The sequence below is a fragment of the Rhizobium sp. BK376 genome, from assembly GCF_004341625.1.
GTDB lineage: Bacteria > Pseudomonadota > Alphaproteobacteria > Rhizobiales > Rhizobiaceae > Rhizobium.
On the sequence record NZ_SLZG01000004.1, the window covers coordinates 223,785 to 236,657 of the forward strand.

The following is a 12,873-nucleotide window of genomic DNA, read 5'->3' on the forward strand; positions in this document are numbered from 1 at the left end:
AACCATCCGCAAAAATCGCGGCGACCGCTTTGCCCACAGGCTTTATATGTGGACGATTTCGCCACGTTAACGCTTTTTTAACCTTTGTCACAAGGGCTCAAAAATCGAACGCACAAAATAAAACCCCGGCACGGGGGCCGGGGTTTTGCATTTTCGATCTATGATCGGATCAGGCGTACTTGGCCTTTTCGAAGCGCTTGCGCTCGTTCGGATCGAGATACATCTTGCGAAGACGGATCGACTTCGGCGTGACTTCGACCAACTCGTCGTCCTGGATCCAGGACAGAGCGCGGTCGAGCGTCATGCGGATCGGCGGCGTCAGCTTCACGGCTTCATCCTTGCCGGCGGCGCGGATGTTGGTGAGCTTCTTGCCCTTGAGCACGTTGACTTCGAGGTCGTTGTCGCGGGAGTGGATGCCGATGATCATACCGGCATAGACCTTTTCGCCGGCGTCGATGATCATCGGGCCGCGGTCTTCAAGGTTGAACAGAGCGTAAGCAACGGCTTCACCATTGTCGTTCGACAGCAGCACGCCGTTGACTCGACCACCGATTTCCCCCTTGTACGGCTGGTAGTCGTGGAACAGACGGTTCATCACGGCCGTGCCGCGCGTATCCGTCAGCAGTTCCGACTGGTAGCCGATCAGGCCGCGGGTCGGAGCGAAGAACTTCAGGCGAACGCGAGCGCCGCCCGAGGGACGCAGCTCGACCATTTCGGCCTTACGTTCCGACATCTTCTGAACGACGATACCCGAATGCTCCTCATCGACGTCGATGACAACTTCTTCGATCGGCTCCATCATCTCGCCGGTCGCTTCGTCCTTGTGCATGACGACGCGCGGACGCGAGACGGCCAGTTCGAAACCTTCGCGGCGCATCGTTTCGATCAGAACGGCGAGCTGCAATTCGCCACGACCGGATACGAAGAAGGAGTCCTTCTCGGAGGATTCTTCGATCTTCAGCGCGACGTTGCCTTCGGCTTCCTTGAACAGGCGATCGCGGATGACGCGCGAGGTGACCTTGTCGCCTTCGGTGCCCGCATAGGGGCTGTCGTTGACGATGAAGGACATCGTGACGGTCGGCGGATCGATCGGCTGCGCCTGCAGTGGCTCAGTGATCGCGGGATCGCAGAAGGTATCGGCGACGGTGCCCTTGGAGAGGCCGGCGATTGCGACGATGTCGCCCGCATGCGCTTCCTCGATCGGCTGACGCTCGATGCCACGGAAAGCGAGGATCTTGGAGATACGGCCGGTTTCGATCGTCTTGCCGTCGGCGTGAAGAACCTTCACGGCCTGGTTCGGCTTGATGGAACCGGAATTGATGCGGCCGGTGATGATACGGCCAAGGAAGGGGTTGGCTTCCAGGATGGTGCCGATCATCGTGAACGGACCTTCATGGACGGTCGGCTCGGGAACGTGCTTCAGCACGAGATCGAGCAGCGGAGCGAGGCCCTGATCCTTCGGGCCTTCCGGATTGACGTTCATCCAGCCTTCGCGGCCCGAACCGTAGAGGATCGGGAAGTCGAGCTGCTCGTCGGTTGCGTCAAGGTTCGCGAAGAGGTCGAAGACTTCGTTGATGACTTCTTCGTGGCGGCCGTCCGGACGGTCGATCTTGTTGATCGCAACGATCGGGCGAAGGCCGACCTTGAGAGCCTTGCCGACGACGAACTTGGTCTGCGGCATCGGTCCTTCAGAGCTGTCGACGAGAACAATCGCGCCATCCACCATCGAGAGAATGCGTTCGACTTCACCGCCGAAGTCGGCGTGGCCGGGGGTATCGACGATGTTGACGCGAACACCCTTCCACTCGACCGAGGTCGCCTTGGCGAGAATGGTGATGCCGCGTTCCTTTTCGAGATCGTTGCTGTCCATGACGCGTTCAGCAACGCGCTGATTTTCGCGGAACGAACCGGACTGCTTCAGGAGCTCGTCCACCAGGGTGGTCTTGCCATGGTCAACGTGCGCGATGATCGCGATGTTGCGGAGTGCCATTGTGTCAAATCTCTGAGGCTGGGGCGCGATACTGAGAGGGCGCGCCAATTGCATTTGGCGGGCTCTTACAGTGTTTTTCGCTTTTGCGAAAGGGGGGAAGCGGAAAAGGCGCGGCTTGGCTGCTGCCAAGCCGCGTCGTGGCTCGTCATCAAACTGTCTTATGCGTCGCTGCCTGTCAATTCCTCGAAGGTCAACAATCCCTTTTTGACAAGCATCGCGCGGGGGCTCGGCAGCTTCCCGCGGAACGCCTTGTAGGTTTCCTCGGGATCGATCGAGCCGCCGACGGAATAGATATTCGCCTTCAGCTTGGCCGCCATATTGGAATTAAAGGCGTCACCCGTCTCCTCGAAAGCGTCGAACGCATCGGCATCCAGCACTTCGGACCACATGTAGGAATAATAGCCCGCCGAATAGCCGTCGCCCGCAAACACATGCTGGAAGTGTGGGGTTGCATGCCGCATGACGATGGATTTCGGCATATCGATTTCAGCCAGGACCTCGGCCTGAACGGCCATCGGATCATCGACTGCGCCACGGGTATGGAAGGCCATGTCGACAAGCGCCGAGGAGGTGAACTCGACGGTATTGAAGCCGGAATTGAATGTCCGGGCAGCCAGCACCTTGTCGAGCAGCGCCTGCGGCATCGGCTCGCCGGTTTCATAATGCACGGCGTATTCCTTGAGGATTTCAGGAACGGTCAGCCAGTGCTCGTAGAGCTGCGACGGCAGCTCGACGAAATCGCGCGAGACGCCGGTACCCGAGACCGAGGGATAGGTGACGTTGGACAGCATGCCGTGCAGCGCATGGCCGAATTCATGGAACAGCGTGCGGGCATCGTCGAGCGAGAGCAGCGCCGGCTTGCCCTCCGCAGGCTTCGCGAAATTGCAGACATTGTAGATGATCGGCAATTCGCCAACCTGTCCGTTCTTCAGGGCCAGTTTGTGCTGCGACTGGAAGGAACTCATCCACGCACCCGATCGCTTCGAACCGCGAGCAAAATAATCGCCGAGGAAGAGCGCAACGAGCTTGTCGGACCGGTCGCGAATCTCGAAGACGCGGACATCGGGATGATAGGCCGGAATACCCTTCTTCTCGACCGCATGAATGCCGAACAGACGCCCGGCAACATCGAAGCAGGCCGCGATGATCTTTTCGATCTGCAGATAGGGCTTCAGTTCCGCTTCGGAAAAATCAAACCGCCGTGCGCGGATCTTTTCGGCGTAATGACGCCAGTCCCAGGGCATGACCTCGTGGTTTCGGCCCTCCTCGGCGATCAGGGCTGCGATATCGTCTTCCTCTTCCTTCGCGCGGGCAGCAGCCTTCACCCAGACGGATTTCAGCAGCCCATTCACGGCCTCGGGAGTCTTGGCCATGGTGTTGTCGAGTTTCAGCTCGGCGTAATTGCGGTAGCCGAGCAGCGAGGCCTTCTCGGCCCTGAGCCCCAAGGTTTCACGGATAAGCGCGCGATTATCGGTCTCGCCGCCATTTTCACCGCGCGCCACCCAGGCCTTGAAAGCCTGTTCCCTGAGGTCGCGCCGTTCGGAGAAGGTGAGGAAGGGTTCGATGATCGAGCGCGACAGCGTAACCGCATACCTGCCGTCTTCGCCCCGTTCGCGCGCAGCCGCCGCCATTGCGTCCCGCAGAAAGGCGGGAAGGCCCGTAAGCTCGTCGTCCGCCGCCAGAATCAGCGCCCAGCTTTTTTCATCGGCAAGAACGTTCTGGCCGAAATGGGCGCCGAGACCGGCGAGCTTCTCGTTGATGCCGGCCAGCTGCTCCTGCTCCGGCTTATCAAGCTTGGCACCGGATTTCACAAAACCCTTCCAATGCCGCTCGAGCACGCGGGTCTCCTCGACCGTCAGACCGAGTTTCTCCCTTGCCTCCCACAGGGCATCGATGCGGGCAAACAGAGCCGCGTTCATCCCGATCTTGGAATAATGCCGCGACATCTTCGGCGCGATCTCGCGCTCCAATGCCTGGATCACCTCATTGGTATGCGCGCCTGCCCGGTTCCAGAAGAGGGCTGAAACGCGCGACAGTTCATCGCCGGCAAGCTCCAGCGCAACGATCGTGTTGGCAAATGTCGGTCCGTCAGGATTTTTGGCAATCGCATCTATCTCGGCGTCGTGCAGCCCGAGCGCCGCATCGAAGGCAGGGCCGAAATCGGAATCCGCAACGGCATCGAACCGCGGCAAGCCCTGGTGTCCGGTCCATTCGGTCAAGGCAGGATTGACGGAGGATTGGGAAGACATTCGCAATATCCTTTCGGCAGCAACATATTGAGAAGACTATATAAGGCCTCATTGCGGCGAATGGTACGAAAATGGGGGATCAAAGGAAAAACGCGAGCGACATACGAGTGTCACAGAAATTGTGGGTAATTTCTTGCGGGCAAGAATTAACGATTTATTTATGATTGACCTAAAGCGCCAGTAAAGGCTAATTCTCCCCATCTCTTCACGGGAGACATGCGTATGGAAATTTATTCTGTGCGGTCTTCTCAGAATTTGCATTATAAGAATAGTTCAGAACACGCAAAGACTACGAAGGCCACTGATTTTTCAATTGATAGCCCCACGGGTAGCTTGCCTGTCTTCAAGGTCGCTGACGTGGGTTCCGGACCGGATTTCACGTCCATTACACCGAGCGAACTGCGTAGCCACGCGCTGCAGAGCTATCAGGCCGGCGTAATCGATGGCGATACCTATTCGGAGCTGGCATCGCCGCTGCCGACCCATGCCATAGATGCGATGGGTAACGTCCTGGACCTCAGCGACGTCGGTGAGAACACCAGTTTCAATTTCGTCGACTACTATCAGCATCAGCTTGATGTTGCGGCATCGATCGGAGATCCACAGACGGCCGAAACGATGAAATCGGTCGTGGACTATCTGAAAGCCTGAGATCTCATCAGGCTTTCCGCCATCCAAGCAGGCCGGGTGTTGCATGCCAGAGCGCTTGAGCGGCAAATCCCATGAACAGCACACCCGAGCAGCGAACGATCATCCGCTCGTGGGCGCGGTAGAAGCGCCGGACGGTCCCTGCCCCAATGATGCCGATGAGGATGATATCGGCCGTCACGAAACCGACGAAGGAAACGCTGAGCAGCAGCGGCAGCGCGCTGAACTGCAATGAGCCCGCGGAACCCGCCACCAACGCCGTGAAGGTCGCAAGCGCCACCGGATATCCTTTGGGATTAGTGACACCGAAAACGAGGCCGCGGCGAAACGGCCGCTCGACCACCATCAAGGCCTTGCCATCCGCCTTTGGCTTCGCGGTCCATGCGCTCCAGCCGATCCATGCCAGATAGAGGCCGCAAAGCAGCCCAAGAAGATCGAAAACGAACGTCCCGATGGTTCGCGCGCCAACGATCGCGACCAGCGCCAGCGAAGACCAGACAAGATCTCCGACAAGATGTCCGCTGATGAAGAAAGCGCCGGCTTTGCGCCCCTGCCCGGCTCCGATGCCGAGAAGCGCAAGAAAGGCGGGGCCTGGAATGAGCACGTAGAAAAGTGCCGCCAGAAACGCGCCGAGAACAACCGAATGGGTCATGATGCTTTCCCCGAAAGAGCTTCAGACAGATTATGGGCACCTGACGGCCGGTCAAGCCTCGGCAGAGCAGAAACTTAAAGTTTCAATTGTGTTCCGGCCGTAAAATCAATATGAAAAAATTGACGTCGAACCCTCCAGCCCGGATCGTTAAACGCCTATGAGTTTTCAGATTGATACGGATTCACTCAACTTTTTAGTTTCTGACTGCGCCAGGCTCATGCGCGCTGCCTTTGAACGTCGAATTTTATCTGCCGGGCTAGAATTGACCACGGGAGAGGCCCGCACTCTCATTCAGGTTGCAGCCGTCCACAAGAGCCGTCAATTGGACATTGCCAACCGCATGGGTCTTGAGCCGATGACGGTCAGCGTCTTCCTCGACAAGCTGCAGGCTCGCGGGCTGATAGAGCGGCAGCCTGATCCGGTGGACCGGCGCGCCAAACGCATCGTTCTTTCGGACGCTGCCGATGAGATGCTGAAAGCAATCAGCGCGGAAATCGCAGCCGTCCAGCAGGAAGCCACGCAAGGCCTTGATCCGGAAATCCAGGACAATGTCCGCAAGGCCCTGAAGTGCTTTCGCCGGAACCTGCAAAAGGCAGACCCGGCAGAGTCCAAGGCATCAGAACTGGCTTCCGCCAACAACGACTAGCGCAATTCCAGCAAAAGTCTAACATGGCTTTGCGTCCGGAATTGCGTCAAATCAAGGAGATAGAGCGCTTCCGCGATTCGAAGAAGAGCGGAAATGCGCAATGCGCCTGGCAAACTCGCCAAGATAAAAGCCCGCCGCCATTGCTGGCAACGGGCGTGATTTCGACCTCTCGGCCAAATCATTTCGTCAGGTTGCGCTTTCCGAGCGTACGCAGGCGCAGAGCGTTGAGCTTGATGAAGCCTGCCGCATCCTTCTGGTCGTAGGCGCCCTGATCGTCCTCGAAGGTAACCAGCTTGTCGGAATAGAGCGACTTTTCGCTTTCGCGGCCCGTCACCATGACATTGCCCTTGTAGAGCTTCAGCGTCACTTCGCCTTCGACATGTTCCTGGCTCTTGTCGATCAGCGCCTGCAGCATCTCGCGCTCCGGCGAGAACCAGAAGCCGTAATAGATGAGCTCGGCATATTTCGGCATCAGCTCGTCCTTGAGATGCGCCGCACCCCGGTCGAGCGTGATCGATTCGACGGCGCGATGCGCCGCAAGGAGGATGGTGCCGCCGGGGGTCTCGTAGACACCGCGCGACTTCATGCCGACATAGCGGTTCTCGACCAGATCGAGACGGCCGATGCCGTTGTCGCGGCCGTAGGTGTTGAGCGTGGCAAGCAGCGTCGCCGGGCTCATGCGAACGCCGTTGATCGAGACGGCATCGCCCTTTTCGAAACCGACCTTGATCACGGTCGCCTTATCGGGTGCTGCTTCCGGCGAGATGGTGCGCATATGCACATATTCAGGCGCTTCCTGCGCCGGGTCTTCCAGAACCTTGCCCTCGGAAGAGGAATGCAGAAGATTGGCATCGACGGAGAACGGCGCCTCGCCCTTCTTGTCCTTGGCGACTGGAATCTGATGCTGCTCGGCAAAAGCCAGCAAGTCGGTGCGGCTCTTGAACGCCCAATCGCGCCAGGGAGCGATGATCTTGATGTCAGGGTTCAGCGCATAGGCCGAAAGCTCGAAGCGAACCTGATCGTTGCCCTTGCCGGTCGCGCCGTGAGCGATTGCATCTGCGCCGGTCTTCCGCGCAATGTCGATCAGGTGCTTGGAGATCAGCGGGCGGGCGATCGAGGTGCCGAGGAGGTAGACGCCTTCGTAGACGGCATTGGCACGGAACATCGGGAAGACGAAATCGCGCACGAATTCTTCGCGCACGTCCTCGATATAGATCTCCTTGATGCCAAGCATCTCGGCCTTCTTGCGCGCCGGCTCGAGCTCTTCGCCCTGGCCGAGATCGGCGGTGAAGGTGACCACTTCGGCGCCAAGCTCCGTCTGCAGCCACTTGAGGATGATCGAGGTGTCGAGACCGCCGGAATAGGCGAGGACGACTTTCTTTACGTCTTTGTAAGATGCCATGATGATGAGGTCCGTTAGATCAGTGCGCGGCTTCAGCCGCAAATCCGGTATCGCGGCACTTTTAGCGAGATTAATGCGACGTGCAAGGGCAAGCGCATGAGAAGGACGGCACTCGGCTTCATTCCGACACCATCGGCTTCATCACCGACATTACCTCGCCGGAAGCGACAACAAGCGCCCGAGCCAGCCCGAGAGCTAGAAATATCGCATCAAATGATATCAGAAGGAGAATTGGAGCGGGCGAAGGGATTCGAACCCTCGACCCCAACCTTGGCAAGGTTGTGCTCTACCCCTGAGCTACACCCGCTCAAATCACGCTGCCCGGGGTAGATCGCTGGGCGGCGGGTCAACCGTCTTGCGGCGACGGGCGCTATATGGCCCAAGCGATTTTCAAATGCAACAGGGAAATGACGGAAGCGCGAGAAAAAATTTCGGGCATCGCGCAAAGCCCTGGAAAGGCGGGACTTCGCTATGAGGCAGCCAGGTGGCGCCGCTGCGATTGCCAAAGCCAACCGCCGGTCGTAGAGGAATGGCAGAGCCTTCTCCGCATTCATCGAGAGACCAGATATGACCGATGCCGCTCCTCAGCACGCCGCCCCCAAGACCAGAGAGGATCTTTTCCGCTTCCTTGACGGGCTCGGCATCAAACATTCGACGAAAGACCATCCGCCCGTCTTCACGGTGGCCGAATCGGTCTCGCTGCGGGACGAGATCCCGGGCGGTCACACCAAGAACCTGTTCGTGAAGGACAAGAAGGATAATTTCTTCCTTCTGACCGTCGAGGAAAACGCCGCGGTCGACCTGAAGACCGTGCACACGCTGATCGGCGCCGCCAGCAAGGTCTCCTTCGGCAAGCCGGAAAAACTGATGGAATATCTGGGCGTCGTTCCGGGCTCCGTCACCGCCTTCGGCGCGATCAATGACACTGGAAAGAACGTGACCTTCGTGCTCGACGCAGAGCTTATGACCCATGACATCGTCAATTGCCATCCGCTATCGAACGACGCCACGACATCGATCGCCAATGGCGATCTCATCCGATTTATGGAAGCAACAGGCCACACACCGCTTGTCTTGAAAGTTACGTCCTGACATACGATTTTAGCGCTACAATAAGTCGGGTAAGCCTCGCAGGCGGGAGACATCAATGAGCGGCTCAGACAATCCCTACAACGCTTCTTTCGGCGGCCAGATGTCGGCGCAGGCGCACTATGGCGCAGCGCCCGCCGACGGCGGTTCGCATATCAAGGATACGACCACGGCGAACTTCGCCAAGGACGTCATCGAGGAATCGCGCAATCAGCCGGTGCTGGTCGATTTCTGGGCGCCCTGGTGCGGCCCGTGCAAGCAGTTGACGCCTGTCCTTGAAAAGGTCGTCAATGAGGGCCGCGGCAAGGTCAAGCTGGTCAAGATGAACATCGACGACCATCCCTCGATCGCCGGCCAGCTCGGCATCCAGTCGATTCCCGCCGTCATCGCCTTCGTCAATGGACGCCCGGCCGACGGTTTCATGGGCGCCGTTGCTGAAAGCCAGGTCCGCCAATTCATCGATCGTCTCGGCGGCGCAGGCGGCGGTGCGGACGATGAGGCCGCGCAGATTGCCGGTATCCTCGAAGAGGCGGCAACGCTGCTTGCCGAGGGCGATATCAATGGTGCAGCCGAGCTGTTCGGCGCGGTTCTTCAGGCTGATCCGGAAAATGCAAAGGCACTCGCCGGTATGGCCGAATGCATGATCGCCGCAGGTCAGAATGACCGGGCGCGCCAGGCTCTGTCGGAGTTGCCGGAAACGCTGTCGAAAGATGCAGGCATCCAGGGCGTGCTGAAAAAGCTCGACCAGATCGACGAAGCCCGCAAGCTCGGCGATCCCACCGCTCTGGAGCACGAGCTGGCGCGGAACCCCGACGATCACGAAGCCCGCATGAAGCTCGCCAAGATCCTGAACGTACAGGGCAAGCATGACGAGGCGGCCGAGCATCTGCTGACGATCATGCGCCGCGACCGTACCTTCGACGACGATGGCGCCCGTCGGCAGCTTCTTCAATTCTTCGAGGTCTGGGGACCGAAGGATCCGGCAACAATCGCGGCACGCCGGCGGCTGTCCTCGATCCTGTTTTCCTGACCTATCGTAACGAGTGCCCTTGCGTTTTCGCTTGAGTCCACCACATTTCGGTCAGGGATGGCGCGTATGACAGGAATGGCCGCAGTAAATGCGGCCAAGGCGGGAATCCTCACATGCAAGTTGGCAATGCCAGATATCTTAAGCCCGGCGACCTGCCGGATTCCGTAGCCGTATTCCCGCTTACGGGGGCGCTTTTGCTGCCGGGCGGGCAATTGCCGCTGAATATTTTCGAACCGCGCTATTTGACGATGTTCGATGCCGCGATATCAGGCAACCGATTGATCGGCATGGCACAGCCGGCATTGAATGAACCGGCCGACACGACCCATCTTGCGCAGGTCGGCTGCCTTGGCCGGATCACCTCCTTCACGGAGACCGGCGACGGCCGCTATATCGTCTCCCTCACCGGCATCTGCCGCTTCCGCCTGATCAACGAAACGACCGGCCACCAGCCCTATCGCAGCTTCCGAATTGCACCATTCGTCGCTGATCTAAAGTCCCGGGACGAAGAGGATACCGTCGATCGCCCAGCTCTGCTGACGGCGTTCAAGGCCTATCTCGAGGCCAACAAGCTGGAGGCGGATTGGGACAGCGTCGAGCGCGCCAGCAACATGACACTGGTCAATTCCCTGGCGATGATGGCGCCCTTCGAACCGGCCGAAAAACAGGCGCTTCTGGAAGCACCTGACCTCAAGACCCGGGCGGAAACCTTCGTCGCCATCACCGCAATCGTGCTGGCACGCACCTTCGGCGATTCCGATTCACTGATGCAATAATCGAGGCGAGATGGACGATACCGTCAGCAAAGTCGACACCAAGCTCCTCGACCTGCTCGTCTGCCCGCTGACCAAGGGCAGGCTCAGCTATGATCGGGAGAGGAACGAGCTCGTTTCCGAAAAGGCGCGACTTGCCTATCCCATCCGCGATGGCATCCCGATCATGCTGGTGTCAGAGGCGCGACGGCTGGACGATTAGGCGGCGCCTCGAATTTGGGTCAGTCGGCGGCATCCAGTGCCGTTAGGATCTGATAGGCGGCCAAGACGCGGTCCTCATTGGGATAGTTCTTGTTGGCCAGGATCACGATGCCCAGATGTTTCTTCGGGATGAAGGCGATATTGGCCCCGAATCCGTTGGTGGAACCGGTCTTGTTGATCCAGGCATCCTCGTGCGGCGACATGGGCGGCGTCAGCGCCGAGACCGGGATCGTATCCAGCATCGCGTTCGAATTCCCTTTCAGCAATACGTCTTGTGCGGTCGGATAGGCATATTGCTCCCAGATGAAGTCCTGGGTCATGTCGCCGACGTTGAAATAGCCGGTATGAGTCTTGGAGATAGACTGCGCCAATTTTCCGTCGACTTTCGCAAGACCCATATTCGCGTCGACGAAGCGGATCATATCGCTCGCGGTTGATTTTACGCCATAAGCCTCGGACGAGAGGATGGCTGGCGTCAATCGTGCCGGCTCGCCGCTTCGCTTATAGCCCTGAGCATAGTCCGCCGCCCTCGATTTTGGCACCGTGATATAGGTGTTCTTCAATCCGAGGCCGGGGAACAGCTTACCCTGCATCAGGGCCGTAAAATCCTCATGCATGGCCTTCGCTGTCACATAGCCGAGCATGCCGATGCTCGGATTGGCGTAGGTCCTGTGCGTTCCCATCTCATAGGACGGCTTCCATCCCTGGAGATAGTTGATGAGCTGCTTGTCGGTCTTCACATCGTCGGGCACCTGCAGCGGAAATCCGCCCGCCGTGTGCGTCCCCAAATTCATCAGCTGAACCTCGCCGAACGGCTTGCCCTTCATCGACGGCAGATATTTGCTAACCTTGTCGGTTAGCGAAAGCTGCCCGTTTACCTCGGCATAGGAGGCGAGCGTGCCGGTGAAAGTCTTGCTGATGGATCCCAGCTCGAAAAGGGTAGAGGATTTGATCGGCTTGCCCGTATCCTTGGACTCGACGCCATAGTTGAAGACGTGGTCCTTGCCATCGACCGAAATGCCGACAGCAATGCCGGGAATGCCGTATTTCTCCATGATCGGCTTGATCGCCGCATCGGAAATCGCCTGCAGCTTGGTCTCGTCCGCGGAAAATGCGTTTGTCGATGCCGACATCGAAACGAGAGCAGCCGATAGAATTTTTATCCAGTGAGACTTCATTGTTTCCACCCAAATTCAACAGGTTCAGCGCCTTGGGACGCTGAAACAGGGTTTAGGCGGACTGTTTTGCCGTTACAAACGATGATATCTCGGAGCAAGCATAAGAAATTCTAGGCCATCCATGGTTCGCCCCTTCCTTCCCCTGAACAACCTCAGGGCCTTCGAAGCCTCCGCCAGACACCTGAGCTTCACGCGCGCCGCAATCGAGCTCTGCGTCACGCAGGCCGCCGTCAGCCAGCAGGTCAAGAGCCTCGAGCAGCGGCTTGGCGTCGCCCTCTTCCAGCGGCTGCCACGGGGCCTGAAAATCACTGCGGAGGGCGAGGCGCTCCTGCCGACGGTTACCCATTCCTTCGATCAGATGGCAACCGCGCTGGATCGGGTCGAGGCCGGGCAGGTGCGGGAACTGCTCTTCCTCGGTGCGGTCGGAACCTTTGCCGTCGGGTGGCTGCTGCCGAGGCTGGCGGACTTCCGGGAGCGGCATCCCTTCATCGACGTGCGGCTTTCCACCAACAATAACCGGGTGGATCTGGCGGCCGAAGGACTGGACTTCGCCATTCGCTTCGGCAGCGGCCTATGGCACGGCACCGAAGCGGTTCGCCTGTTCGAGGCACCGCTCTCCCCTTTGTGCATCCCCAGGCTCGCCGAACGCCTTAGATCACCGGCTGATCTCGCAGACGCGACGTTGCTCCGCAGCTATCGGGCCGACGAGTGGACGACCTGGTTCAAGGCGGCCGGTATTGCCACAACGGCCCAGCCGAACGCGGGTGTCATTTTCGACTCGTCCCTCGCCATGATGGAAGCCGCCCAGCAGGGCATTGGTGTTGCTCTCGCGCCGCCGTTGATGTTCGAGGAACATCTGTCCTCTGGCAGGATCAGACAACCCTTTCCCACCAGTATATCGCTCGGAAGCTACTGGCTGACGCGACTCGAATCAAAGCAGCCGACGGCAGCCATGACCGCTTTCTCGGATTGGATATTCTCGAAGATCTGACGGCGGATTGAATCGACCGAAAAC

General features: G+C 58.8%; 12 protein-coding genes and 1 tRNA gene. 7 read left to right on the top strand and 6 right to left on the bottom strand.

Features of this window, described 5'->3' with window-relative positions:
- Positions 1–169: 169 nt before the first annotated feature.
- Complete coding sequence (gene typA / locus EV561_RS13150) at positions 170–1,990, bottom strand: translational GTPase TypA (protein WP_132522099.1); 1,821 nt, start codon at positions 1,988–1,990, stop codon at positions 170–172.
- A 158-nt stretch (positions 1,991–2,148) separates the two neighbouring features.
- A complete protein-coding gene (locus EV561_RS13155; RefSeq protein WP_132522101.1) occupies positions 2,149–4,239 on the bottom strand; it encodes a M3 family metallopeptidase in 2,091 nt (696 codons plus the stop codon).
- Between the two features lie 222 nt (positions 4,240–4,461).
- On the opposite strand from EV561_RS13155, the gene EV561_RS13160 reads away from it, so the two are divergent.
- Positions 4,462–4,890, top strand: a complete 429-nt coding sequence (locus EV561_RS13160; RefSeq protein ID WP_132522103.1) for a hypothetical protein — start codon at positions 4,462–4,464, stop codon at positions 4,888–4,890.
- A 7-nt stretch (positions 4,891–4,897) separates the two neighbouring features.
- On the opposite strand, the gene EV561_RS13165 is transcribed toward EV561_RS13160, so the two are convergent.
- Positions 4,898–5,539: a LysE family translocator gene (locus EV561_RS13165; RefSeq protein ID WP_132522105.1), complete on the bottom strand. Its 642-nt coding sequence runs from the start codon at positions 5,537–5,539 to the stop codon at positions 4,898–4,900.
- 217 nt (positions 5,540–5,756) lie between these two features.
- Here EV561_RS13165 and EV561_RS13170 point away from each other — a divergent pair, with 217 nt between their 5' ends.
- Positions 5,757–6,185 (top strand): MarR family winged helix-turn-helix transcriptional regulator, encoded by a 429-nt coding sequence (locus EV561_RS13170; protein WP_281025331.1) that lies wholly within the window; start codon positions 5,757–5,759, stop codon positions 6,183–6,185.
- Between the two features lie 178 nt (positions 6,186–6,363).
- On the opposite strand, the gene EV561_RS13175 is transcribed toward EV561_RS13170, so the two are convergent.
- Both EV561_RS13175 and EV561_RS13180 read right to left on the bottom strand, forming a co-directional pair.
- The gene (locus EV561_RS13175; RefSeq protein ID WP_132522109.1) at positions 6,364–7,587 is read right to left on the bottom strand and encodes an argininosuccinate synthase; all 1,224 of its coding nucleotides are present in this window, start codon (positions 7,585–7,587) and stop codon (positions 6,364–6,366) included.
- A gap of 232 nt (positions 7,588–7,819) precedes the next feature.
- Positions 7,820–7,894: transfer RNA gene (locus EV561_RS13180), tRNA-Gly, on the bottom strand.
- Between the two features lie 260 nt (positions 7,895–8,154).
- On the opposite strand from EV561_RS13180, the gene EV561_RS13190 reads away from it, so the two are divergent.
- The 4 genes from EV561_RS13190 (at position 8,155) to EV561_RS13205 (ending at position 10,681) form a co-directional block, all read left to right on the top strand.
- The gene (locus EV561_RS13190) at positions 8,155–8,679 is read left to right on the top strand and encodes a prolyl-tRNA synthetase associated domain-containing protein (protein WP_132522111.1); all 525 of its coding nucleotides are present in this window, start codon (positions 8,155–8,157) and stop codon (positions 8,677–8,679) included.
- A 55-nt stretch (positions 8,680–8,734) separates the two neighbouring features.
- Positions 8,735–9,706: a thioredoxin gene (trxA, locus tag EV561_RS13195; RefSeq protein WP_132522113.1), complete on the top strand. Its 972-nt coding sequence runs from the start codon at positions 8,735–8,737 to the stop codon at positions 9,704–9,706.
- A gap of 113 nt (positions 9,707–9,819) precedes the next feature.
- Positions 9,820–10,482, top strand: a complete 663-nt coding sequence (locus EV561_RS13200) for an LON peptidase substrate-binding domain-containing protein (RefSeq protein ID WP_132522115.1) — start codon at positions 9,820–9,822, stop codon at positions 10,480–10,482.
- 10 nt (positions 10,483–10,492) lie between these two features.
- Positions 10,493–10,681, top strand: a complete 189-nt coding sequence (locus EV561_RS13205; RefSeq protein WP_132522117.1) for a Trm112 family protein — start codon at positions 10,493–10,495, stop codon at positions 10,679–10,681.
- A gap of 19 nt (positions 10,682–10,700) precedes the next feature.
- Here the strand turns inward: EV561_RS13205 and ampC are convergent, their stop codons facing one another.
- Positions 10,701–11,858, bottom strand: a complete 1,158-nt coding sequence (ampC, locus tag EV561_RS13210) for a class C beta-lactamase (RefSeq protein ID WP_132522119.1) — start codon at positions 11,856–11,858, stop codon at positions 10,701–10,703.
- Positions 11,859–11,979: 121 nt separating this feature from the next.
- Here ampC and EV561_RS13215 point away from each other — a divergent pair, with 121 nt between their 5' ends.
- Positions 11,980–12,849 (top strand): LysR family transcriptional regulator, encoded by an 870-nt coding sequence (locus tag EV561_RS13215; protein ID WP_132522121.1) that lies wholly within the window; start codon positions 11,980–11,982, stop codon positions 12,847–12,849.
- Positions 12,850–12,873: the final 24 nt, after the last annotated feature.

Excerpts from the sequence above, each read along its gene's own strand:
- typA (WP_132522099.1), bottom strand. The coding sequence starts at position 1,990 with ATGGCACTCCGCAACATCGCGATCATCGCGCACGTTGACCATGGCAAG.
- EV561_RS13155 (WP_132522101.1), bottom strand. The coding sequence starts at position 4,239 with ATGTCTTCCCAATCCTCCGTCAATCCTGCCTTGACCGAATGGACCGGA.
- EV561_RS13160 (WP_132522103.1), top strand. The coding sequence starts at position 4,462 with ATGGAAATTTATTCTGTGCGGTCTTCTCAGAATTTGCATTATAAGAAT.
- EV561_RS13165 (WP_132522105.1), bottom strand. The coding sequence starts at position 5,539 with ATGACCCATTCGGTTGTTCTCGGCGCGTTTCTGGCGGCACTTTTCTAC.
- EV561_RS13170 (WP_281025331.1), top strand. The coding sequence starts at position 5,757 with ATGCGCGCTGCCTTTGAACGTCGAATTTTATCTGCCGGGCTAGAATTG.
- EV561_RS13175 (WP_132522109.1), bottom strand. The coding sequence starts at position 7,587 with ATGGCATCTTACAAAGACGTAAAGAAAGTCGTCCTCGCCTATTCCGGC.
- EV561_RS13190 (WP_132522111.1), top strand. The coding sequence starts at position 8,155 with ATGACCGATGCCGCTCCTCAGCACGCCGCCCCCAAGACCAGAGAGGAT.
- trxA (WP_132522113.1), top strand. The coding sequence starts at position 8,735 with ATGAGCGGCTCAGACAATCCCTACAACGCTTCTTTCGGCGGCCAGATG.
- EV561_RS13200 (WP_132522115.1), top strand. The coding sequence starts at position 9,820 with ATGCAAGTTGGCAATGCCAGATATCTTAAGCCCGGCGACCTGCCGGAT.
- EV561_RS13205 (WP_132522117.1), top strand. The coding sequence starts at position 10,493 with ATGGACGATACCGTCAGCAAAGTCGACACCAAGCTCCTCGACCTGCTC.
- ampC (WP_132522119.1), bottom strand. The coding sequence starts at position 11,858 with ATGAAGTCTCACTGGATAAAAATTCTATCGGCTGCTCTCGTTTCGATG.
- EV561_RS13215 (WP_132522121.1), top strand. The coding sequence starts at position 11,980 with ATGGTTCGCCCCTTCCTTCCCCTGAACAACCTCAGGGCCTTCGAAGCC.